Origin of the sequence: Streptomyces nidicola (assembly GCF_050106155.1) — a bacterium.
In the GTDB taxonomy this organism is placed as follows: Bacteria; Actinomycetota; Actinomycetes; order Streptomycetales; family Streptomycetaceae; genus Streptomyces.
In genome coordinates, this window is record NZ_JBNBPI010000001.1 from 8,501,458 (window position 1) to 8,523,786 (window position 22,329).

The window sequence follows — 22,329 nt, forward strand, 5'->3', positions numbered from 1 at the left end:
TCGCCTTTCCCCCGTTATGCCTTGACAGCGTTCTACGCCGACCGGCAGCGCCTATCAAGGCAGTTGCGGCAGATAGGGGTAAGCGGTGAAAAACAGGTCGGAAGTGGGCGCCGGGCTAGGGTCCTTCTGACGGATCAGGCTGGACGCAGCAGATGCGCGTGCCAGGGCCCGCGACTCCAGCAAGATCCGTCAGAAGGGCCCTAGCGCAGGCCTTCGCCGTGCGCGGGCTCCGGGATGTTGCGGAGGCGCTCCTCCAACAGCTCCAGCAGGCCCGGCAGGTCGGGGGCGACGGCGAGGTCGTCCAGGGTGGGGGCCGGGAGGAGGCCGGAGGCGGCGATGCCGTGCAGGGCGTCGAGCAGTGGGGTCCAGAAGCCTCCGGCGTCGAGGAAGCCGACGGGCTTGGCGTGGAAGCCGAGCTGGCGCCAGGACCACACCTCGAAGATCTCCTCCAGCGTGCCGAGTCCGCCGGGCAGAGCCATGAAGGCGTCCGCGTGGTCGGCCATGAGGGCTTTGCGCTCGTGCATCGAGTCGCACATGAGCAGCTGGGTCACGCCCTCGTGCGCCCACTCCCGCTCGACCATGCTGCGCGGCATGACACCGATGACCTCGCCGCCGGCCTTCAGCGTGCTGTCCGCGATCGCGCCCATCAGCCCTCGGCGGCCACCGCCGTAGACGAGGCCGATGCCACGCCGGGCGAGCTCTTCCCCCACGTGGACGGCCAGTTCGGTGTGGGCCGGGTCGATCCCGCTGGACGAGGCGAGGAAGACGGCGAGGCGGCGCATGGAGATCTCCGGATCGGTCGCGGTGGATGCTCCGGTCTACCACGGGCGTGGCGCGGCGGACCAAGGCTTTCCGTCCCCCACGCGCGCCACCGGGGGTGTCCGAACCCTGCACTACGGGTGACGCAATATCTATGCCCGCGCGATGAGGGTTTTGCGGACCATGTGGTGAGAGTTTCTGTCGGGGCGAAAAAACTCGAATTCCGTGGTGGGTGCAGGCAGTTTTTGCGTGCTAGTCTCGGTTCAAGTTGCAGTTGTGGTTCCCAAAACTTCAAGTGCCCCGGACCTGCTCATGCGGGTCGGAGCGCTCTTGTATTTCCGGGTCATTTTTCCGGTCGGGGTAATCATCGCGGCGACACGGTGTCCGCACGGTGCGGATGCCGATGTACTGCCCCAAGGAGATATGACATGGCCACTGGAACCGTGAAGTGGTTCAACTCGGAAAAGGGCTTCGGCTTCATCGAGCAGGACGGCGGCGGCGCCGACGTCTTCGCCCACTACTCGAACATTGCCGCCCAGGGCTTCCGTGAGCTGCTCGAGGGCCAGAAGGTTTCCTTCGACATCGCGCAGGGCCAGAAGGGCCCGACGGCCGAGAACATCGTTCCGGCCTGACTCTGACGCGCATTGTGCAGCTGGGGCCCGCATCCTTCGGGGTGCGGGCCCCAGCTGCATGCGTCCGCGCCCCGGTTCCACTGAGTCCGCGTGGAATTCCGTCGGCCGGCCGCTTGTTTTTACCATCGGTCCATACTTGTAATTCTCCATGCCGCTCATCGCTGCGGGGATTCCTTGATATGCGCCGCATCGAGGAAGGTTCCGCATGAACCGCACACGTACAAACAATCGTTCAGCCCGTAACCGTCGTGGTAACGGCTTCGCCGGAAATGCCGGCAACCGCTTCGGCTCGTCGACGCCGCGTACTTCCGGCGGCCAGTCCCGCTCCGGTGGGCAGTCTCGCTCCGGTGGATACGGCCGCCGACCTGCCGCGGTGCAGGGTGAGTTCGCGCTCCCCAAGACGATCACCCCGGCTCTGCCCGCCGTGGAAGGCTTCGCCGAACTCGGCCTGCCCGAGCAGCTGCTGGCCGAACTCGGCAGGCAGGGCGTGAGCGTGCCGTTCCCGATCCAGGGCGCGACGCTGCCGAACTCCCTGGTCGGCCGCGACGTCCTGGGCCGCGGGCGCACCGGCTCCGGCAAGACCCTCGCCTTCGGCCTCGCGCTGCTCTCCCGGACCGCCGGACAGCGCGCCGAACCCCGCCGGCCGCTGGGGCTGATCCTCGTACCGACGCGCGAACTCGCGCAGCAGGTGACGGACGCCCTCACGCCCTACGCCCGCTCCCTCAGGCTGCGGATGGCCACGGTCGTGGGCGGGATGTCGATCGGCAAGCAGGCCGGCGCGCTGCGGGGCGGGGTCGAGGTCGTCGTCGCGACCCCGGGCCGGCTCAAGGACCTCATCGACCGTGACGCCTGCGGCCTTGACGAGGTCGCCATCACGGTGCTCGACGAGGCCGACCAGATGGCCGACATGGGATTCATGCCGCAGGTCACCGCGCTGCTCGACCAGGTGCGCCCGGAGGGGCAGCGGATGCTGTTCTCCGCCACCCTGGACCGCAACGTCGACCTGCTGGTGCGCCGCTACCTGAGCGACCCGGTCGTGCACTCGGTCGACCCGTCGGCCGGTGCGGTCACGACGATGGAGCACCACGTCCTGCACGTGCACGGCGCCGACAAGCACGCCGCCACCACGGAGATCGCCGCCCGCGACGGCCGCGTGATCATGTTCCTCGACACCAAGCACGCCGTCGACCGGCTCACCAAGGATCTGCTCAAGAGCGGGGTGCGGGCCGCCGCGCTGCACGGCGGCAAGTCCCAGCCGCAGCGCACCCGTACGCTGACGCAGTTCAAGACGGGGCACGTCAGCGTGCTGGTCGCGACGAACGTCGCGGCGCGCGGCATTCACGTCGACAACCTGGACCTCGTCGTCAACGTCGACCCGCCGACCGACCACAAGGACTACCTGCACCGCGGCGGCCGCACCGCCCGCGCCGGTGAGTCCGGCAGCGTCGTCACCCTCGTCACGCCGGACCAGCGTCGGGCCATGGTCCGCCTCATGTCGGACGCGGGTATCCGGCCGCAGACAACCCCGGTACGCTCGGGCGACGAGGCCCTCCAGCGGATCACCGGCGCCCAGACCCCGTCCGGAATTCCGGTCGTCATCGCCGCACCGGCGGCCGAACGTCCCAGGCGCGGCTCCTCCTCCCGGGGGCGCCGCGCAGGTTCCGCGTCCCGGCGCGGCCCCGTACGCAAGACGGCCGTCGACCCGGCGGCCTAGGCGGTTCAGCACCTTCGTGATCAGGAAGTCGATCCATCTCCGCAGGAGGCACCTTTTGACACTGGTTCAGATGCAGTCCCGTCCGCCGCTCGCCGGCCCCGTGCGCCGGAAGGCGGCCGACGTGGCGGACCCGGCCGGACCGCGGGTGTGCGACGACATGAGCGTCGAGGTGGCGCTGTCCGTGATGGACGCCGCGCGCACGCGCCGGCTGGTCGTCTGCGACCGGGACGACCACGGCACAGGCGTGGTCACCCGGGCCGAACTCGCCGCCGTCCGCGACAGTTCCGCCTACACGGACCGCGTCTGCCTGCGCGACATCCTCGGTGTCCACATCCTCGGCGTGCACGCGCCGAGCACCGCCTCGGTAGCCTTCGCCCTTTCCCGCTGAACCGTTGCCCCCCCCGGCCGGATCGTTCTTCCCTACTCCTTTGTGAGGACCCATGCGCTGCGTCATCGCCCGCTTCCCGTTCGATCTCACCAAGAACGGAGTACTGGAATCGATGAAGGGCATCAAACCCGAACCGAGCACCGGCGAAACCGTGACCATCGGCCGCCGCCAGTACCCCGTCAAGCAGGTCGGCCAGGTCATCACCCGGCAGGACCGGCGTGACTTCACCGCCGCCGAAGTCCTCCGGGCCATGACCAAGCTCGGGTTCACCTGCCACACCGCCCCGGAGCCGGCACCCGCGCCCGGCATCGACCCGCTCGAGCGGGCCTCCGCGATGCTCGGCACCAACACGCCCGTCCGGACCGGCGACATGGGTACCGGGTTCTGAACCGCGTGGGGGCCCGCACGGCACGCCGGTCGGGCCCCACTGGGGCGTCGCGCCCTCAGTTGTCCTCGGCCGCGGTCTTGGAGCCCCCCGCTTCGGTGCGGCGGTATTCGGCGTTGATGCGCTGCGCTTCTTCCAGTTGGTCTTCCAGCACGATGATGCGGCAGGCGGCCTCGATGGGCGTCCCCTGGTCGACGAGTTCCCGGGCGCGCGCGGCGATGCGCAACTGGTAGCGGGAGAAGCGGCGATGACCGCCTTCTGAGCGGAGCGGGGTGATGAGGCGGGCCTCGCCGATGGCACGGAGGAACCCCTGGGTGGTCCCGAGCAATTCGGCGGCCCGGCCCATGGTGTAGGCCGGGTAGTCGTCGTCATCGAGACGCCCGAGCGAGTCGTCTGCTGTCACTTGCACCTCTCTGTGAAACCTCTTTGAGGGGACCTGGTGCCTGCCGTACGGCACCTGGGCGCGCCAGGACCCCGAAGGAACTTTTACACCATCCGCCGTTACGCGCGTGCCTCGGCCGCCCCGACCGCCGCCGTCACGAATGCCTGGAGGAGCGGATGCGCCGCGTGAGCCGGCCACGCGAGCACCAGGCGGCTCTCAGGGGCGTCCGCGACGGGTACGCACACCACGCCCGGCGGAACCGGGTGGACGAGGGAGCGGGGCAGGACGGCCACGGTCCGGCCCACGGCCACCAAGGGGATCAACTCCGCGACGTCGTGCACCTGGGGGCCGGCCCCGCCGTCGCCCCCGATCCCGGGCACTCCTTTCCAGCGCGGCATCGGCTCGTCCTTCAGATCGGCGAGCCGCACCGCCTCGCGGGTGGCCAGCGGGTGGTCCGCGGGGAGGACGGCGACGCGTTCCTCGACGCGGAGCGTCTCGTGGTCCAGACCCTCCAGATCGTCGAACGGCATGTACAGCAGTCCCACGTCGGCCCGCCCGTCCCGCAGTTGTTCCGCTCGGTCGGTGGGCCCGCTGAACACGATCTCGACCCGGCGCGCGTCGGAACCCTCGGCGTACGCGGCGAGCATCGCCGAGAGCAGATCGGCGTCGCCGCCCGGCTTGAGCACGAGCCGCAGTCGCGTCCCCACGTCCGCGGCCCGACGGGCCCGTTCCGCGGCGGCGGCCACCGCGTCCAGCGCGTACCGGCCGTCCCGCAGCAGAGCCTCGCCCGCCGGTGTCAGAGCGACCTGGCGGCTGGAGCGGACGAAGAGCGTGACGCCGAGCCGCCTCTCCACGCGCTGGACCGCCTTCGAGAGGGCCGGCTGCGCGATCGCGAGGCGCTGGGCTGCGCGGCCGAAGTGCAGCTCCTCGGCGACCGCGACGACGTACTCGATCTCCCGTGTCTCCAGTTCGGCCATGCCTCCAGGTTATCGTTCGAGGCCGAGCGGATCTTGGACGGGGCGCCCCGCCTGCTGTTTCGATGGCTGCATGATTCACCACACGATGCTCGTATCCTTCGACGGCCCCCTCCCCGACGCCGACCTCGACCAATTCCTTCAAGACATCGAGAAGGTCATGATCGACTCCGGTCATGTCCGGACGACGGCCACCCGCCGGCACATTCCGGTTCCCGGTGAGGGGGCCATCCCCGCGATGATCGCCACGGCGGTCGTCCAGTTCGGCGTCGCCGACATGGAGGCCCTCGGCGCCGCCTTCGCCGCCCCCGGGGTCGGGGAGCTCATCCACCGCTGGCAGGCCCAGTACCCGTACAAGGTCGCCTTTGTGAACCACGCGCCGCTGGACTGAACACGGCGTCAGTAACTCCGGCGCTCCCGGCGACCGCCCGCGGTCAATATGAACGAAACGACGCGCCCCTCGTCCTGCGTTCCGCTTCCTCCTAACCTCGAGCCGTTCGTGTCAGGGATCCTTTGACCGACGAGGAGGTTGTTGTGGCGAACGCGGGGCAGGGGCGGTTCTCCAGACGGCAGGTGCTGGCGGCAACGGCGGTGGGGGTGTCGGGAGTTGGTGTGATGGCCGATGTCATGGGCGCGGAACCGGCGGGCGCGGCGGCGGCCGGACCGCGCGACTACCGGGTACCGGGCCTGCGGGCGCCGGTCGAGCTGATCGAGGACCGCTACGGCGTACCCCACATCTACGCCGACAACGAGCACGACGTGTTCCTCGCGCAGGGCTTCAACGCCGCACGCGAGCGCCTCTTCCAGATCGATCTGTGGCGCAGGCGCGGACTCGGCATGCTCGCCGATGTACTGGGGGCCGACTACGTGGCGCAGGACCGGGCCACCCGGCTGTTCCTGTACCGCGGCGACATGGACGTCGAGTGGGCGCGCTACGCCGAGGACGCGCAGCGCATCGCGACGCGGTTCACCGCCGGGATCAACGCCTACGTGGACTGGCTGGACGCCCACCCCGACCAACTCCCCGAGGAATTCCGCCTATTGGGCTACCGGCCGGCGCATTGGGACCCCGAGGACGTGGTCCGCATCCGCAGCCACGGACTGACCCGCAACCTGACCAGCGAGGTCAAGCGCGCCCAGGTCGCCTGCGCCGCCGGGGTGGACGCCGACCTGGTGCGTCAGGGCCTGCAACCGGACCACAAGGCGCGCGTGCCGGACGGCTTCGACCCGTGCGTGCTCCCGGACGACGTGCTCAAGGTCTTCGAACTGGCCACCCAGGAAGTCGAGTTCAGTGAAGGGGCGGTACGTCGGGCGGTCGTGCGCGACGCGACCACCGAGGGCTCCAACAACTGGGTGATCGGCGGGCAGCGGACCGCCACCGGACGGCCGATCCTCGCCAACGACCCGCACCGCTCCTACTCGGCGCCTTCGCTGCGCTACCTCGCACACCTCAGCGCGCCCGGACTCGACGTCATCGGCGCGGGGGAGCCGGCTCTCCCCGGCATCTCCATCGGGCACAACGGCACCGTCGCCTTCGGTCTGACCATCTTCCCGATGGACCAGGAGGACCTGTACGTCTACGAGTTGGACCCGGACGACCGCACCCGCTACCGGTACCAGGGCGGCTGGGAGCCGATGAAGGTGCTGCACGAGCGGATCCCCGTCGCGGGCCAGGACGACCACCCCGCCGAGCTGACCTTCACCCGGCACGGACCCGTGATCCATGTCGACGAGGAGCACAAGCTCGCCTACGCGGTGCGCACCGCGTGGCTGGAAGCGGGCACGTCACCGTACTTCGGCAGCGTCGCCTACATGCGGGCGCGCAACTACCGCGAGTTCACCGAGGCCATGCGCAACTGGGGTGCCCCGACGGAGAACCAGGTCTACGCCGACGTCGAGGGCAACATCGGCTGGGTGCCGGGCGGCCTCGCACCCAAGCGGGTCGGGTACGACGGGCTGCTCCCGGTGCCCGGCGACGGCCGCTGCGAGTGGGACGGCTTCTACTCGGGCGACGACCTGCCGCGGACCCTCAACCCGGACGCCGGGTTCATCGCCACCGCCAACCAGTTCAACCTGCCGCCGGAGTACCAGGACATGGGACTCGGCTACGAGTGGACCAACCCCTTCCGCCACCAGCGGATCGTCGAAGTCCTCTCGAAGCAGCACAAGCACACCATCGCCGACTCCCAAGCACTCCAGCACGACCAACTGTCCATCCCCGCCCGCCGGTTGACCGCCCTACTGGCCCGCCTGGAGAGCAGCGAACCCGACCGCCGCAAGGCCCTGCGCCTGCTGCGGACCTGGGATGCCGTCGAATCGCCCGACTCGGGGGCCGCGGCCCTGTTCGAGGTGTGGCTGTCCCGGCACCTGGGCCCCGGCTTCGTACGGGCCGCGGTGCCGAGGGCCGCCGAGCTGATCGAGGACGCCGACACCCTCGTCCTGCTCGGCGAGTTGGAGAAGCCGGGCCGGTGGCTGAAGGACGAGACGGCCCGCGACCGGCTGCTGCTCGACACGCTGGGTTCGGCCTACGCCGAGGTGCGCAAGCTGCTGGGTGACGACGAGCGGAAGTGGCGGTGGGGCGCACTGCACCACAGCCTCTTCCAGCACCCGGCATCGGCGGCGCTCAGCGACGCCGACCGCGCCCGCTTCGACGTCGGCCCGATGCCGAGCGGCGGATCCCCCGACACGGTCAACGCGGCGACCTACCGCACCAGCGACTTCCTGCACACCAGCGGACCTTCGTTCCGGGTGGTCCTGGACGTGGGCGACTGGGACTCGTCGGTGGCGGTGAACACCCCCGGCCAGTCCGGCGACCCGGACGATCCGCACTACCGCGACCTCGCCGAACCCTGGCTCGACGGCGACTACTTCCCGCTCGCCTACACCCGCGCGGCGGTCGAGAAGATCGCCGAACGCCGCATGCGGCTCCTCCCGGCCGAGGGGGTCTGAGCGGTCGGCTGCCGCAGAGGGGCCGTGCGGGCGGCATCGTCGCCGAGGATCAGCCCACCCCCAGGTGAAGCAGGTCCTCGCCGACGATCAGCCTGCCCGAGTAGCCCTTCTGCGCGGCCTTCCAGCGGCGGGCCGGATTCGTCGCGGGGACCAGGTGGTTGAGCACCAGGTTGCGGGCGCCCGCCGGCTCCGCGACGTCCCGTCCGACCTGCTCGATCGTGGTGTGGCTCGTGAGGAGGTGCTCGCGCAGGGGCTCACGGATGGCCTCGGGGACCGCAGCGACCAGTTCGTCGACGAACCGGGGGTCGATCACCTCGTGCACCAGGTAGTCGGCGTCCCGCGCCAGGCGGATCAGGTTCTCGCTGACGCATGTGTCACCGGAGAAGACGATGGAGCCGTCCGGTGTGTCGAAGCGGTACGCGAAGGTGGGTGCCATCGGCCGGTGGTCGACGAGGGTCGCCGTGACACGCACGTCGCCGTCTTCCCAGACGTGCAGTGGCTCCTCCAGCCGCGGCGGTATTCCGGCCGCATCGATGTCCCAGACGCCGTCCAGGTCGATGTCGTGCACGGTGAACAGGTCGTCCGGCATGGTGAAGTTGGACTCGCGGGCGCGCCCGTTGAAGTCGGCGGCGAACGCCTGGCTAAGGTAGCCGGTCATCGCGGAGATGCCGGGCGTCGGGCGGTCCGGGTTCACGACGGGCGGTGCCTGCCGGTCGGGCGGGAACACGCTGGGCAGCGTGGAGCGGTCGCCGGGGCCGAACACCTCGATGGGCGGCAGGGTCCGGCCCACGATGTTCGAGGGTCCTGTCGCGTAGACGGACGGCCAGTCGGCGACGTGGTCACTGTGCAGGTGGGTCAGGAAGACACCTCGTACCCGGGTGAGTGATGAGCCGAGGTGGTCGTCCGGGCCGAGCCCGCTCTGCACCAGCCGGTGCAGCGCCCCCTGCCCCAAGTCGACTATATGGACCCGGTCTTCGTACACGACCGCGCTGGAGACACCGCAGCGCGCGCCGTCCGCCCAGGCCGGGCCGCCGGCCGTGCCGAGCAGGACCAGACGGGTGCGATGGCGGCTCGCGGCGCGTCCGGTGGACTGGGAGCGTGCGGCGGCGGTCCCCGATCCGAGGGCGAGCAGGCCGCCCGTGGCGGTCGTCGCGCCCAACGCCTGAAGAAAGCGGCGCCGGTCGGTGGGGGTCGGCGGGGTGCTGTGGGAGAGGGCGTGGTCGAGCAGATGGCACACGTGCGGTGGACCTCCTTGGACCCGAGCGGGCGTGCTCGAGGTGTCGGGTGTGCTCGCGATCTCGGGCGGCAGGCGTCAGGCGTCGGACCCGGGGGAGACAGGCGATGCGGGCGTTGCGGGGGACATGGGTGGCGCCGTCAGTGCCACGTCCGGCTGGTCGCCCGGCTCCGCGTTCGCGGCAGCGTGCCCCCGGCCTGTCTTGCGCAGATGCGTCCACAGTCCGAGGAAGCCGGCGAGGAAACCGCTGATCAGGCCGGAGATGGCATGGTTGGCCGCGTTGGCGCCGGCGCTCGTGGGCATGCCGACGACCAGGTAGTTGGCCACCGCGCTCATCACCGCGCCGATGACACCCCCGATCACCCCGCTGACGAGCGACACACGGACCGCCGAAGGACCCGGCCCCGTGGACACGACGCGGCGCCCGGCGCCGGACGGCCCGGCCGTCGGCGTCCCCTCGATGCCGATGACCCGGTCCAGCGCCACCGGGCCCGGACCCGAGAGCGCGACGGCGAGGAAGCCCGCGATGAGCACCAGCGGAAACTCCGCGCCCGCGCCACTCGCGGCGCCCTGCTGCGGCGTGATGAAGCCCGTGTCCGTATTGACCAGGGCCAGCGCGACGCACAGATGGACCGACAGCAGCAGCGCCGTGAGTCGGGACAGCAGCCCCACGACGAGGAACAGCCCGCCGAGCGTCTCACCGAGAGCCACGGCCCAGGCGACGGTCGAGGGCGCGGGGACGTCCAGGCTCGCGAGGAAGGTGCCGAAGCCGGTGGGACCGTGCACCAGCTTGTCCACGCCGTGCACGGCCATGACGGCCCCGCAGGCGACCCGTGTCACGCACGGGCCGACGGAACGCAGCCCGTGCAGCGGGGCGATGCCAAGGGCGCGCCGCAGCGCCGTGGTCCTGGAAGGGGCCATGACGGGGTCCTCTCGGAGGGGTGACATGCCGGTGCCTGGAGCGCGTCACGGGCGCGTCGACCGGTGACGTATGCGCAACTGTGCTGGTGACAGGCCCGGTTGGGAATCCTCCGAGTCATCGCGACTTCGGATGCCGCGCATCCACCCCGTGGATGCCGTGGGAGCGGAACATCGCGTCCGCCCGCTCCTCAGCCCGCCGGTCGGTACTCCTGCTCGGGGCGTCCCGTGGCCCCGTACCGCAGCCGCATGCGCAGCAGGCCGTCCGTGCACAGGCCCGCGAGGTGGCGTTGGGCCGTGGCGCGGGAGATGCCGATGGAGTGGCCCACCTCCGCGGCGGACAGGGCGCCGTCGCCCTGCCGGACGGTGGAGAGCACCAGTTGGCGGGTGGCCGCGTGCGCGCCGGTGGGGCGGTCGCGGCGCGGTGGGGGAGCGAAGAGGGTGGCCACCGCCTCGTCGATCGTGTCCTGGTCGACGTGCGGGGAGTCCAAGGTGCGGCGGTAGCGGGCGTAGCCGCGCAGGCGGTCGATCAGGCGCTGCGGAGGGAACGGCTTCGCCAGGTAGGCGAGTGCGCCGGCCGACAGCGCCGATCGGACTGTTCCTCCCTCCGTTGCCGCGCTCAACACGAAGCAGTCGCAGGGCAGTTCGCGGACCAGGTCCACGCCGGAGCCGTCCGGGAGGTACACGTCCACCAGGGCCAGGTCGACCTGCCGCCCCCGTACGATCTCGCGCGCCTGCTGGGCCGACTGCGCGGTGGCCACCACGGTGAATCCGGGGGCCTGCGCCACGTGGGAGGCGTGCAGGCCCGCCACATGGAAGTCGTCGTCCACCACCAGCACCGACAGCGTGGTCCTCTCGCTCACCGTGCCTCCTCCAGTACGCCCGGCAGCCGTGCCACGAACACGGCGCCGCCGGGATCCCCGTCGTCGCCCGGGCCGCCCGGTGTCACCAGGTCGACCTCACCGCCGCGGCTCCGCGCGATCTGCCGCACCAGCGCAAGGCCGACGCCCCGGCCGCCGGGCGTCGAGGTGTCCTCCTCGTTCTCCTCGTCCTCCTTGTTCTCCTTGGACGAGACACCTTCCTCGAAGATGTCCTCCGTGCGGGCCGCCGGGACACCGTCGCCGCTGTCCGCCACGGTGATCACGAGCGTCGTGCCGTGCGTCATCAGTTCCACTTCCACCTGCCGTGCTGTGCGGCCGCCCTCGCCCGCCGCGTGCACCGCGTTGTCCAGCAGGTTGCCGAGGACGGTGGTGACATCGACCGGTTCGGCGACGGGGGAGTCGACCCAGGTGCCCTCGCCGAGGACCAGGGCCACGCCCTTCTCCCGTGCCTGGGCCGCCTTCGCGCGCAGGAAGGTGCGCAGGTACGCGTCGTCCACCGCGTCCAGGCCGGGCAGGGAGACCGACGTCGAGCCCGTGCCGAGGAGTTCCTCCAAGTAGCGGGCCGCCTGCGTCAGATGACCGCCGTGGACCAGGCCGGACACCACGTGCAGCCGGTTGCTGAACTCGTGGCGCTGGGCGCGCAGCGCCGTACTCATCGCCTGTACCGCGTCCAGCTGCCGCGTCAGTGACTCGACGTCCGTGCGGTCCTTCACGGTGACGAGCGTGCCCAGGTCCCGGTCGGCCCTGCGCACCCGCCGCGCCGACACCACGAGGACCCGCTCGCCGGCCGTGGTCACCACCGGTTCACCGCCCCCGCCGTCCGGCCGGGCCGCGCGGGCCACCGCCAACACCCGTGGGTTCAGGCCCCATTCGGACACCGGGGCGCCCACCGGGCCGTCCACTGCGAGCAGTCGCCGCGCCTCGTCGTTGATGACTGTCACCCGCTCCCGCGCGTCGAGCGCGAGCACACCGTCGCCGATGCCGTGCAGTACCGCCTCCTGTTCCTGCACGAGACCCACGAGCTCCTCCGGCTCCAGGCCGAGGGTGAGCCGCCGCCACCGCCGGGCGAGCGCGGCGGAGGCCAGCACACCCACGAGCAGTGCCACGGCCAGGCAGGCCAGACCGACCAGGAGTACCCGGACCACCTGGTCGTGCACATGGCTCGCGGCGACCCCCGCGTTGGCCTCGCCCACCACACGACGGCTGTGCGGGGCGTAGACGGGGACCTTCGCCACGATCTCCTCGCCGAGGTGCGCGTGGTCGTGGTCAAGCACCTCGTGCCCGGCCAGCGCGCGTGACGGGTCGGTGCTCACCATACGTCCGAGCTGGCTCTTCTGCGGGTGCGCGAGGCGGACGCCGCGGTCGTCCGTGACCACCACGAACAGCGATCCGGTACGGGCCCGGGCGGCCTGCGCCAGCGCCTGCACCGGTCCTTCGGCGAGGGCGTCGACCTCGTCCTCCGCGCGGGCCCTGCGGTGTCCGTCGCCGGACACGGAGTAGCGGGCAGCCTGCGCACGGACGACCGGATTCGCGGCGACGGTGCGGGCCACGCCCAGCGCCCGCAGCTGGTACTCGCGCTCGACGTGCTGATCGTTGACGTATGCGAAGGCCCCGAAGGCGGCGGTGAGGGCGAGCGCGACGACCGCGCTCTGCAACAGCAGTACCTGGGTACGCAGCCGCAGGCGCCGACCGCGCCACCGCATGGACCTGGAGAACCTCACGCCGCGACGGTATCCGCCGCCTCTCGCGGGACCTCCAGGGGCCCCGTCCAAAGCGTGCACTCAATGAGCAGAACCCGCACAAGGCGGGTTTCGCGGCTTGCGCACGCAACCTGTTCGGCGCGGATCGCAGCGGGATACGTTCACCCGGATCATCCCCCGGCCGACCCCGTGCGCGTTCGCCGATCCGTTGCTGATCCTTCCTGCCCGAGCCGCTTTGACCAGGAGATTCCCCCATGACGCCACCCACCGCCAAGGCCAGGGACGGCCTGCGCGACAGCACGCGCGGAGGCCGCCGGTGACCACGCACACCTGGGGACTCCTGGCCATCCTCGTCCTGTCCATCGTCGCGCTGATCACACTGATCAACACGCGGCTGCGCCTGCACCCTTTCCTTGCCCTGACGCTGGTCTCGCTCGCCGCGGCCGTCGCCGCCGGTGAGCCCGCGGAGAAGATCGCCGAGTCACTGGAGACGGGCGCGGGCTCGATCCTCGGCGACGTCGGTGTGACCCTCGCCTTCGGAGCGATGCTGGGCCGGCTGCTGTCCGACTCAGGAGCCACCGACCGCATCGCCCGGCTCATCGTCCACCGGGCCGGTCGCAGATCGCTGCCGTGGTACATGGCCGGTGCGGCGTTCGTCATCGGCATCCCGATGTTCTTCGAGGTCGGCCTGATCGTGCTGCTGCCGCTGATCTTCAGCGTGGCGCAGCGGCTGCGCGACGACCACGACGTCAAGGGCTCCCCGTACGTGGCCCTCGCGGCCCCGGCGATCGCGGCCCTGTGCACCCTGCACGGCATGGTGCCGCCGCACCCGGGGCCGCTGATCGGGGTGAACGGCCTGCACGCCAACCTCGGTCTGACCATCGGCGTAGGACTGGTGTGCGCGATACCCACGGTCATCCTCGCGGGCCCGGTCTACGGCCGGTGGATCGCGCCGCGCCTCGACGTCCGGCCCGACCGGGCGCTCGTCGCCCAGTTCACCGGTGACCGCGCCGCTGATGCTGACACCGGCACCTCGGCCGACACCACGGGGTCCGGTCGGCCGCGCCGCAGTGTGCCGACCGGCTGGGCGGTCGCCGCGGTCCTGGTGCCCGTCGTCCTGATGCTCCTGAACACGGTCGCCGACCTGGTGCCCGCGCTGCCCGCCGGGCTGCGGCACACCCTCGCCCTGACCGGCTCGCCGGTCGTCGCGATGTTCTTCGGACTGCTCTTCGCGCTGTTCGTCGTGGCGCTGCCCAGCGGAGTGGGCGGCGAGGCGATCCGCGACTCCCTGGGCGAGAGCCTGCGGTCCGTGGCCGGCATCCTGCTGATCATCGCGGGCGGCGGCGCGTTCAACCAGGTGCTGGAGGACTCCGGGATCGGCAAGGCGGTGGAGTCGGCCGCCTCGGGCGCACACCTCAACGTACTCGTCCTGGGCTGGCTGTTGGCGCTGCTGCTGTCGTTCTCGACGGGCTCCGCGACGGTGGGCATCGTCGCCGCCACCGGGGTCCTCGCCCCGATGGCCGCGACGGAGTCGAGCCTTGCCACCTCGCTGCTCGTCGTCGCCATCGGCGCGGGTTCCGTGGGCCTCAACTACGTGAACCACGCGGGATTCTGGCTGGTCAAGGAGTCCTTCGGGATGACACTCGGCCAAGCCACCAAGTCCCACACCGTCATCCAGACACTGGTGAGTGTCTGCGGTCTGCTGATGACACTTCTGCTGTCGCTGCTGGCGTGACCCGGTGACGAGGATGCGAAGGTCCCGTCGGGACACGTGAAGGCTCCACACATCCCTCTCCACCGCTTTGACCTCGGTGGAGAGGGATCAATAGGTTCGGGCGCCGAGTACTTCCCCGGGTACTCCCTTGTCCCGCCACGGACTTGACCCGCCACGGAACGGAGCTTCCCCGTGTCATCCCATGACGCGTTCACGTCGTACCCCCTCAGCAGCGAGAACCCGGTGACCAGCGCCCCTGAGTGGCTGCGGGACAACCTCGGCACGTTCGTCGGCGTCCCGCTCCGGATCCTCCTGATCGTTCTCGGTGCCATGCTGGTGCGCGCGCTCGCCCAGCGGGCCATAACCCGGACCGTGAACAGGGTCCTTCAGGCGGGCGAGCAGGACACCGAGCCGCGTCGCACCACCCGTGGTCCCGCCGTGCTGCAACGCGATGCCTCCCGGGCGCAGGAGCGGCGCGAGCAGCGGGCGCGCACGATCGGCTCGGTGCTCAGCAGCATCGTGACCATCGTCATCTCCGTCATGGGCCTGGCCATGATCCTCGACCAGATCGGCATCGCGCTCGGCCCGCTGCTCGCCAGCGCCGGTGTGGTGGGTCTGGCGATCGGTTTCGGCGCGCAGAGCCTCGTCGCCGACTATCTGGCCGGAATGCTCATCATGATCGAGGACCAGTACGGCGTCGGTGACTCGGTCGACCTCGGCGAGGCCATCGGCGAGGTCGAGCACGTCGGCCTCCGCCTCACCCAGGTCCGCGACCTCAACGGCGGCCTGTGGCACATCCGCAACGGCGAGATCATGCGGGTCCGCAACGACAGCCAGGAATGGGCCCGCGCGGTCCTCGACGTGTCGGTGGCGTACGACTCGAACCTGGAGAAGGTCTTCGCCGTACTGGAGGAGACCGGCATGTCGCTGCGCGAGGACCACGCCTACGCGGGCGTCCTGCTGGAGGACCCGTCGGTGTGGGGTGTGCAGTCCATCGAGGCCGACGGCATCGTGGTGCGGCTCGTCGTGAAGACCGCGCCGCTGAAGCAGTGGGGCGTCACGCGCGAGCTGCGCCGCCGGGCCAAGGAGGCCCTCGACGCGGCCGGCATCGAACTCCCCTTCCCGCAGCGGGCGGTGTGGGTGCGGGGCGGCAAGGACGCCGACGCGGAGGACACTCGCGCGGACGCCCCGCTCCCGCGCTGAGCTGCCTTCGGGTGGTGCGGGACTACGTGGCCGGGTTCCGCGTGGCGTCGAGTTCCGCCAGCCGGGTCACCAGGAGAGCGGCCTCCTCGGGGTCCATGCGGATGTCGAAGACGTCGTCGAGCAGCTTGGGCACCTCGCCCGGGGGCACGGTCTCCGTCACCGGTTCCTGACCCGGTCGGTGGGTCGTCCACGCCAGCGCGTCGAGCGTGTCGTACCGGTCCGTGCGCAGCCGCTGGATGTACGGGCGGGTGACGAAGGGGGAGCGCTCGTGCGTGGCCACGAAGTGGTTCCCGACCGCGTAGTCGACGGGATACTGCGGGTTCTCGGTGAAGACCTGCCGCACCGTCCAGCCCTCCGGCCCCTCAGGACCTTCTCCACGCTGGTGCACCGCCCAGCCCTCCGAGCCGTGGGTGATGACCTGCCGGCGCAGCAGGTACGGCCACGGACCGCCCTCACTGCGCGCGCCGTCGACCAGCTCGATCGGCTCCAACGGGCTGGCGCCGAAGCCGATGTCGACCAGCCACCGCCCGCCGTCCACGTCCACGATCAGCATCGCGTGGGTCGGCGGGCGGGGCGTCGTGGAGTCCGCGCCCAGCTGCACGCGCGCGGAGACGGCGGTGAAACGGAACCCGAGCGCCTCTAGTGCGGCGGCGAACAGCACGGTGTGCTCGTAGCAGTAGCCGCCCCGGCCCCTGCGCACCAGCTTGTCCTGGACCGACGGCACATCGATCCGCACCTCGCGGTACAGGAACGAGTCGTACGTGTCCCACCGCAGGGTCAGCACATGTGCGCGCTGCAAGGCCCCCAGTGTCTCGAGGGTGGGCGCACGGTCGCCCTCGTACCCGAGGCGGGCGAGATAGGCGTCCAGGTCGAGTTGCTCGCTGTTCCACATGTGGGGGTCAACCTCGGCGGGCTCGGCGGCTATTCCGGGCGGCTCACCCGATCGGGCCCGGCCGGGCGCACCCCGTCCCGGCCCGGACGGCTGCCCCCGACCGCGACCGGCCGGTTCACACCTTCAGCATCCGCTCGCTCAGCTCCCACAGCCTCCGCGCGGATTCGGGGTCGACGGAGTGGGACATGGCGTCGGACGGGACGCTGTCGGCCGTCAACGGCCGTTCCTCGTCGTCAAGCGGCGCGATGTCGCTGTCCTTGAGGTAGACACCGCCGATGTCCGTGAGTGCCGGGTGCGCGGCACCGAACACGATCGTCGCCGCGCCCTGCGCCGCTGTCTTCTTCCCGAGGGCGGGGTCGATGACCGGTCGCCCCTCCTCGTCGATCAGGCCCTCGGCGCGCAGGGCCTCCTCGCCCGCCGCACTGTTCAGCGCGGTGCCGACGACGACGCCGGGGTGGGCGGAGTAGGCACGGATGCCGTCGGCGGCGTGGCGGTGGTCGAGTTCGACGCCGAACAGGACGTTGGCGCACTTCGACTGCGCGTACGCGAGGCCCGGACTGTAGTCGCCCGCCTCGAAGTTGACGTCGTCCCAGCGGATGCCGGACATGCGGTGGGCGCCGGAGCTCACGTTGACGACGCGGGCTCCGTGGGCGGCGCGCAGGGCGGGCAGCAGGTCGAGGGTGAGCTGGAAGTGGCCGAGGTGGTTGACGGCGAACTGCAGCTCGTAGCCCCGCCCTTCGACCTCGCGGGTCGCGGGGGCGGCCACGCCGGCGCAGTTGACGAGGATGTGCAGGGGGCGGCCCGTGGCGTTCCACCGGTCGGCGAAGGCGGTGACGGAGGCCGGGTCGGCCAGGTCCAGACGCCCGGTGTCCACGTCTTCGATGCCGGCCGAGGCCAGTGCGTCCGCCGCACGTTGGGGGTCGCGGGCGGCGACGGTGACGGAGGCGCCCCTGGCGGCGAGCGCGCGGGTGACCTCCCGTCCGATGCCGGCGTGGCCGCCGGTGACGACGGCGTACGTGCCGGTCAGGTCGATGTCGGCGAGGACGTCGTCCGCCGTGGACGCGGGGGTGAATCCGGAGCCGATGGGGCGCTGCTTGGTGGTCATGAGGCATGTCCTCTCGCGGTGAGGCGGGTGTCGACCGTGGTGTGGTCGCCACCCCCTTCCGGAACGTTGCTCCGTTTAGCTTACGGAGCGCTGTTCCGTTTCCGCAAGGGCAGTAGGGTTCGCTGTGACGAACAGTCCTCGGGAGGAAAGCGTGGCAACCACGGAAGGCCAGGTCGGGGGAGCCGGCCGCGGCAAGCGGGCCGACGCGGCGCGCAATCAGGAGAAGCTGCTCGCCGCGGCCGCCCGGGTGTTCGTGACCTCCGGCGTCGACGCACCGGTGCGCCAGATCGCGGCCGAGGCCGGCGTCGGCATGGGCACGATCTACCGGCACTTCCCGACCCGCGCGGAACTGGTGGTCGCCGTCTTCCGTCATCAGGTCGAGGAGTGTGCGGAGGCGGGCCCGCGGCTGCTGGCCGACAGGGCATCCCCGTTCGAGGCGCTGCGCGCGTGGGTCGACCTGTTCGTGGACTTCCTGGTCACCAAGCACGGCCTGGCCAACACGCTGGAGCCGGAGAACAGCGGTTTCGCCGCGCTGCACTCGTACTTCATCGATCGTCTGATGCCCGTAGCCGAGCAGCTGCTGGACGCCGCCGTCGAGGCCGGCGAGATCCGGTCCGGCGTGCAGCCCTACGAGCTCCTGCGCGGCATCGGCAACCTCTGCATCGGCCACGAGAGCGACACCGATTACGATCCGCGCCGGCTGATCGACCTGCTTCTGAGGGGACTTCAGCAGCCGCGCTGAGTGTCTTCGCTCGCCCGCAGGTGTGACCCGCAGGCGCGCCGCCCGCTCCGGGTGGCGTCCGCACCGAACACTGGCGGCATGATTCTGCGCCTCACCTCCACCCGGCTCGTGCAACGCGCCGCTCTGGTCGCCGCCACCGCGTTGACGACGGCCCTGTCCGCCGGTCTCGTCGCCGTGCCCACCGCGTCGGCCGCGTCGGTCGCCCACTGTGCCGACGCCTGCGGCGGCGCGGCCGTCGTGGCCCCGCTGTCCCAGGAGCCACCCGCCGTCGGTGCGTGCACGAGCCCGGAGCCCGTGGTGTGCGAGATCCGCCGCTCCACGCCCGACGAGCGGGTGGAACAGCGCGACATCCGGATGCGGTACCTCGACCTCATCGGCGACATGGACGACGTGCGGTGCAGGATGCGTGCCGAGGGGCGCAGCCCCGAGGAGATCGCCCGCCGCCTGGTCGACATGCGCAACGACGCCAAGGAGATCACCCGGGCCGGGATGACACCGGAGGAGGTCCGGGTCCTCGAAGCGCGCAACATGGTGAAGTACGGGAACCCTCTCGGCCCCACCGCCGACCAGCTCCACGCCAAGTACGGCTCCTGGGAGAAGGTCGCCGACGCCGCCACCCGCACCAGCCGCGCCGTGGACGGAGAACTCGGCCTGGCGTACCTCCCGTGCCCCTGCGACGTGCCCGCCGCGGCCTGACCCCGTCGGGGCTCGGCGGGCCGTGCGGTCAACTGCCCGCCGGGGAGCGGCTATTGGCCCGCTTCCCCGTCCGTCGCGCAGACTGCCCGCGGCGCCGCGGCGCCCTCGCCGTCATGGGCGGGCGGCGGCCAGACGGGACGGTGGTGCCGGGGCAGGGCCTCCAGGGCCCCGCTCACGGTGGAATGGCACGGCAGCAGTTCATTGCTGGCGGTCTGGACGAGCAGATCGGACAGGCGACGTCCGGGCCCGGCCAGCAGGAGCAGGCCCTCGCGGCGCTGCAGCAACCAGCGGGCGGCGAGCAGGCAGTTGAGCCCACGCGAGTCGCAGAACGTGAGTGCCGTCACGTCCAGTACGAGGTGCCGGTGCCCGGACAGCACGCGGGTGCCGATCGCCCGGAGGAAGAACTGCTCGCAGTTCTGGTCGAGTTCCCCGCTCACGCGCAGCACGGCACAGTGCTCGCACCGCGCCAGCTCGGTGACGGACAGGCGACCGGCCTGCGTGGACATCGTGCCTCCTGCGAGTCGTACGGATACGACGCTGTTTTCTTCGGTTGCCCAGGACCTTCCCGCGTACGCGCAGCAGTACATCAATCAGCGCAGTCTTTCCGTAGACCCGCGTCACATGTGTGACAGAGCGTCAAGTTACAGGTGTGTAACGGGAGGTGGTGGGTAGAAGCCGTGGACGCCGCACTCCCGACGGGGGAGTGCCTTCCGTGCGAGGGAGCGACGAAGATGCCCCAGGCCACCGGCTCGGCGATCGAGCGTCCCGATGCGCCCGAACGACATACCACCGGGCCTGGTGGAGCGGCCCCGGCGGCCGACGCGCCGGGCCTTCCGTCACAGTCCGACAGGGGCGGGCTCACGGCGGCGGACATCCGCGAGCTGTCCAAGTCGCTGTTCGCCCGGCTCGGTGAACTCGAGGAGGGCACCCATGAGTACGCGTACGTGCGGAACAGCCTCGTCGAGCTCAACCTGAACCTCGTGCACTACGCCGCGCGGCGGCTGCGGGCCCGGAGCGACACGTACGAGGACGTCGTGCAGGTCGGCACGATCGGCCTGATCAAGGCCATCGACCGCTTCGAACTGTGCCGGGGTGCGGAGTTCACCAGCTTCGCCCTGCCCACCGTCATGGGGGAGATCAAGCGCTTCTTCCGCGACACCACTTGGGCCGTCCACGTTCCCCGCAGGCTGCAGGAGCTCAGCCACCACCTCGACCGGGCGAACACCCGCCTCGAGCAGGCCAACGGCCGCGCGCCCACCATCGCCGAACTCGCCGCCGACCTGGGCCTGGAGGAGGACGAGGTCGCCGAGGGGCTGATCGCCTCCGCCGGCTGCACCGCCGCCTCGCTCGACTGGTCGACCGACGCCGACGACTCGCCGGCCGACCACATCGGCTGCCACGACCCGGAGTTGGCGAAGGCGGAGAACCTTCAGGCTCTCAAGCCCCTGATCGCCGCCCTCTCGGAGCGGGAACGCACACTCCTCGCGCTGCGGTTCGTCGACGAGAAGACACAGGCCGAGATCGGGCACGAACTGGGCGTCTCGCAGATGCAGGTCTCCCGCCTCCTCACGCGCGTCCTGGACCGGCTGCGCGCGCGACTCGACGAGTAGGACCCGTCCACGGGAGCCGGCGCCTCAGGGTGCGACGGCGGGGGCGGCCAGATGCCCGCTTGGACGCGCCCCGGCGGGCTGCAGGACCAGATCACAGGTGTCGAGCAGGGACTGCCTCCGCCGTGTGCTGGCCGTCTGCAGCCACGCCAGTGCGTCACCGACGGCGCAGTCCTCGCGGGCGGCCACGAAACCGGCGGCCCGGTGGATCCGCTCCCAGCGGGCCGCGCGGGTGTCGGTGGTCCAGACCGGCCGGCGGCCCGCGGGATCGGCGTGCGCGGGGCGCCAGCGCAGCAGTTCCTCGCGCGCGACATCGGCGGCCCGTTCGGCCTCGGCGATGTGCGCCGCGGGCAGCCGGGTGGGCCGGGTGAAGTAGAGGCAGATCACTCCGACCGGCCGGAACTCACGGTGCAGCGCCAGCGCCAGGACATGTCGCACCCCGGGCAGATCGTCGGACCAGTCCGGCACGTGTGACCCGCTGTCGTCGCCGTGCACCTCGGGCACGAAGACGGTCCGAGCCTCCAACGCGGCGCTGACCGACGGCCCGTCGGCGTGCGCGAACTGGGCGGCCTCGGCCCGCAGAGCGCCCTCGTCGCTGGCATACAGCAACTGCCACTGTTCGAGGCAGGGGAACAGGGACATCGTCGCGTGCTGCGCGCCCAGTGACCGGGCGAACGCCGTGCACAGCCGTATCGGCAGGGCGCGCCGCCCCACGGCCGCCGCGAGCGACACATCATGGACGACCGACGGGCCTTCTTCCAACATGCACATCACATCCCTTCCGGACGGGCCTCGGCCCCTCCGGTGAGCTACCTCCGATCCGGCGGGACCTGCTCGCCGTGACGAAGCGGTGGGAGTCCGTCTACCACCGGCACACCGCTCTCACGCATCCGATCCGCCCGCGCGCCCGTCCCGTCCGGGCGGACCCGTACTCGTGTGCGGGTGACGGTGATCGGCCACCCCATCGGACGAGTGTCCTGCTCCCGGCAAGGGGCAGCCGAACACGATGAGACTGGTCGAAGACGTGGAACGGACGATGGAGCGGTGGACGAACACGATGTGGGCCCGGCTGCTCCCGCCCCGGCGCAAGCGGGGTGAGGTGGTGTCGATACTCCGCCGGCACTGCGACGACCGGGCGCTGATCCTGGGACGGCAACGCGTACTGATCCCCAACGCCTTCGTCGTCGAACTGCCCCCACCGGTCCACCACCAACTCGCCGCCCACAGCGGCGATGTGGGCCGCCACCTCGCCGTCCAGGTACGCCGCCACGCCGCGGAGTCGGGATACACCTTCGCCGGGCCCGTCGCCGTCCACCTGGAGCCGTCGACGAGCAGCACCCTCGGCCGCTTCCGCGTCCACAGCCGCATCGCACCGATCCCGGCGCGACGCAGGGGCGAGTGAGCGGTCCGCCGCACCGAAGCGCATGGCAAGGATCTCCTGAGCGTTTCTGGCC

23 protein-coding genes are annotated in these 22,329 nt (G+C 71.1%); 12 read left to right on the plus strand and 11 right to left on the minus strand.

The window, feature by feature from the left end:
- Positions 1 to 200: 200 nt before the first annotated feature.
- Positions 201 to 782, minus strand: coding sequence for an LOG family protein (locus ACOKM3_RS38440; protein WP_426905899.1), 582 nt, complete (start codon positions 780 to 782; stop codon positions 201 to 203).
- 405 nt (positions 783 to 1,187) lie between these two features.
- On the opposite strand from ACOKM3_RS38440, the gene ACOKM3_RS38445 reads away from it, so the two are divergent.
- From ACOKM3_RS38445 to ACOKM3_RS38460, 4 genes are all read left to right on the plus strand, one after another.
- Complete coding sequence (locus ACOKM3_RS38445; RefSeq protein WP_020119326.1) at positions 1,188 to 1,391, plus strand: cold-shock protein; 204 nt, start codon at positions 1,188 to 1,190, stop codon at positions 1,389 to 1,391.
- Positions 1,392 to 1,596: 205 nt separating this feature from the next.
- Positions 1,597 to 3,105, plus strand: coding sequence for a DEAD/DEAH box helicase (locus ACOKM3_RS38450; protein WP_426905900.1), 1,509 nt, complete (start codon positions 1,597 to 1,599; stop codon positions 3,103 to 3,105).
- Positions 3,106 to 3,175: 70 nt separating this feature from the next.
- Positions 3,176 to 3,493 carry a CBS domain-containing protein gene (locus tag ACOKM3_RS38455; protein WP_426905901.1) on the plus strand — a complete coding sequence of 106 codons (318 nt, stop codon included), beginning with the start codon at positions 3,176 to 3,178 and terminating at the stop codon, positions 3,491 to 3,493.
- A 52-nt stretch (positions 3,494 to 3,545) separates the two neighbouring features.
- Positions 3,546 to 3,881, plus strand: coding sequence for an SCO5918 family protein (locus ACOKM3_RS38460; RefSeq protein ID WP_426905902.1), 336 nt, complete (start codon positions 3,546 to 3,548; stop codon positions 3,879 to 3,881).
- A 55-nt stretch (positions 3,882 to 3,936) separates the two neighbouring features.
- Here ACOKM3_RS38460 and ACOKM3_RS38465 read toward each other — a convergent pair whose 3' ends face one another.
- Both ACOKM3_RS38465 and ACOKM3_RS38470 read right to left on the minus strand, forming a co-directional pair.
- Positions 3,937 to 4,281 carry a MerR family transcriptional regulator gene (locus tag ACOKM3_RS38465; protein ID WP_426905903.1) on the minus strand — a complete coding sequence of 115 codons (345 nt, stop codon included), beginning with the start codon at positions 4,279 to 4,281 and terminating at the stop codon, positions 3,937 to 3,939.
- 98 nt (positions 4,282 to 4,379) lie between these two features.
- Complete coding sequence (locus ACOKM3_RS38470; protein WP_426905904.1) at positions 4,380 to 5,237, minus strand: LysR family transcriptional regulator; 858 nt, start codon at positions 5,235 to 5,237, stop codon at positions 4,380 to 4,382.
- Between the two features lie 70 nt (positions 5,238 to 5,307).
- Here ACOKM3_RS38470 and ACOKM3_RS38475 point away from each other — a divergent pair, with 70 nt between their 5' ends.
- Together ACOKM3_RS38475 and ACOKM3_RS38480 are read left to right on the plus strand one after the other, a co-directional pair.
- On the plus strand, positions 5,308 to 5,625 hold the full coding sequence (locus tag ACOKM3_RS38475; protein WP_426905905.1) for a hypothetical protein: 318 nt from the start codon (positions 5,308 to 5,310) through the stop codon (positions 5,623 to 5,625).
- Between the two features lie 224 nt (positions 5,626 to 5,849).
- Positions 5,850 to 8,183: a penicillin acylase family protein gene (locus ACOKM3_RS38480; protein ID WP_426905906.1), complete on the plus strand. Its 2,334-nt coding sequence runs from the start codon at positions 5,850 to 5,852 to the stop codon at positions 8,181 to 8,183.
- A gap of 49 nt (positions 8,184 to 8,232) precedes the next feature.
- Here ACOKM3_RS38480 and ACOKM3_RS38485 read toward each other — a convergent pair whose 3' ends face one another.
- The 4 genes from ACOKM3_RS38485 to ACOKM3_RS38500 form a co-directional block, all read right to left on the minus strand.
- On the minus strand, positions 8,233 to 9,420 hold the full coding sequence (locus ACOKM3_RS38485) for an MBL fold metallo-hydrolase (RefSeq protein ID WP_426905907.1): 1,188 nt from the start codon (positions 9,418 to 9,420) through the stop codon (positions 8,233 to 8,235).
- 75 nt (positions 9,421 to 9,495) lie between these two features.
- Positions 9,496 to 10,338: a DoxX family protein gene (locus ACOKM3_RS38490; RefSeq protein ID WP_426905908.1), complete on the minus strand. Its 843-nt coding sequence runs from the start codon at positions 10,336 to 10,338 to the stop codon at positions 9,496 to 9,498.
- 188 nt (positions 10,339 to 10,526) lie between these two features.
- Positions 10,527 to 11,198 (minus strand): response regulator, encoded by a 672-nt coding sequence (locus ACOKM3_RS38495; protein ID WP_426905909.1) that lies wholly within the window; start codon positions 11,196 to 11,198, stop codon positions 10,527 to 10,529.
- Complete coding sequence (locus ACOKM3_RS38500) at positions 11,195 to 12,937, minus strand: sensor histidine kinase (protein ID WP_426905910.1); 1,743 nt, start codon at positions 12,935 to 12,937, stop codon at positions 11,195 to 11,197. Before ACOKM3_RS38500 ends, ACOKM3_RS38495 begins: the two co-directional genes overlap by 4 nt.
- Before the next feature lie 295 nt (positions 12,938 to 13,232).
- Between ACOKM3_RS38500 and ACOKM3_RS38505 the strand changes: the two genes are divergently transcribed.
- Together ACOKM3_RS38505 and ACOKM3_RS38510 are read left to right on the plus strand one after the other, a co-directional pair.
- The gene (locus ACOKM3_RS38505; protein ID WP_426905911.1) at positions 13,233 to 14,651 is read left to right on the plus strand and encodes a GntP family permease; all 1,419 of its coding nucleotides are present in this window, start codon (positions 13,233 to 13,235) and stop codon (positions 14,649 to 14,651) included.
- A gap of 171 nt (positions 14,652 to 14,822) precedes the next feature.
- Entirely contained in the window at positions 14,823 to 15,833 is a 1,011-nt protein-coding gene (locus ACOKM3_RS38510; RefSeq protein WP_426905912.1) for a mechanosensitive ion channel family protein, read from the plus strand.
- Between the two features lie 22 nt (positions 15,834 to 15,855).
- Here ACOKM3_RS38510 and ACOKM3_RS38515 read toward each other — a convergent pair whose 3' ends face one another.
- Both ACOKM3_RS38515 and ACOKM3_RS38520 read right to left on the minus strand, forming a co-directional pair.
- Positions 15,856 to 16,725 (minus strand): arylamine N-acetyltransferase family protein, encoded by an 870-nt coding sequence (locus ACOKM3_RS38515; protein ID WP_426905913.1) that lies wholly within the window; start codon positions 16,723 to 16,725, stop codon positions 15,856 to 15,858.
- 115 nt (positions 16,726 to 16,840) lie between these two features.
- On the minus strand, positions 16,841 to 17,830 hold the full coding sequence (locus ACOKM3_RS38520; RefSeq protein WP_426905914.1) for an SDR family NAD(P)-dependent oxidoreductase: 990 nt from the start codon (positions 17,828 to 17,830) through the stop codon (positions 16,841 to 16,843).
- Positions 17,831 to 17,981: 151 nt separating this feature from the next.
- On the opposite strand from ACOKM3_RS38520, the gene ACOKM3_RS38525 reads away from it, so the two are divergent.
- Positions 17,982 to 18,572: a TetR/AcrR family transcriptional regulator gene (locus tag ACOKM3_RS38525; RefSeq protein ID WP_426905916.1), complete on the plus strand. Its 591-nt coding sequence runs from the start codon at positions 17,982 to 17,984 to the stop codon at positions 18,570 to 18,572.
- A 78-nt stretch (positions 18,573 to 18,650) separates the two neighbouring features.
- Positions 18,651 to 19,268 carry a hypothetical protein gene (locus ACOKM3_RS38530; RefSeq protein ID WP_426905917.1) on the plus strand — a complete coding sequence of 206 codons (618 nt, stop codon included), beginning with the start codon at positions 18,651 to 18,653 and terminating at the stop codon, positions 19,266 to 19,268.
- 50 nt (positions 19,269 to 19,318) lie between these two features.
- Here ACOKM3_RS38530 and ACOKM3_RS38535 read toward each other — a convergent pair whose 3' ends face one another.
- Positions 19,319 to 19,774 (minus strand): STAS domain-containing protein, encoded by a 456-nt coding sequence (locus ACOKM3_RS38535; protein ID WP_426905918.1) that lies wholly within the window; start codon positions 19,772 to 19,774, stop codon positions 19,319 to 19,321.
- Positions 19,775 to 19,999: 225 nt separating this feature from the next.
- On the opposite strand from ACOKM3_RS38535, the gene ACOKM3_RS38540 reads away from it, so the two are divergent.
- Positions 20,000 to 20,878 (plus strand): SigB/SigF/SigG family RNA polymerase sigma factor, encoded by an 879-nt coding sequence (locus ACOKM3_RS38540; protein ID WP_426905919.1) that lies wholly within the window; start codon positions 20,000 to 20,002, stop codon positions 20,876 to 20,878.
- A 24-nt stretch (positions 20,879 to 20,902) separates the two neighbouring features.
- On the opposite strand, the gene ACOKM3_RS38545 is transcribed toward ACOKM3_RS38540, so the two are convergent.
- Complete coding sequence (locus ACOKM3_RS38545; RefSeq protein ID WP_426905921.1) at positions 20,903 to 21,640, minus strand: GAF domain-containing protein; 738 nt, start codon at positions 21,638 to 21,640, stop codon at positions 20,903 to 20,905.
- Between the two features lie 241 nt (positions 21,641 to 21,881).
- On the opposite strand from ACOKM3_RS38545, the gene ACOKM3_RS38550 reads away from it, so the two are divergent.
- Positions 21,882 to 22,277, plus strand: a complete 396-nt coding sequence (locus tag ACOKM3_RS38550) for a DUF3662 domain-containing protein (RefSeq protein ID WP_426905923.1) — start codon at positions 21,882 to 21,884, stop codon at positions 22,275 to 22,277.
- Positions 22,278 to 22,329: the final 52 nt, after the last annotated feature.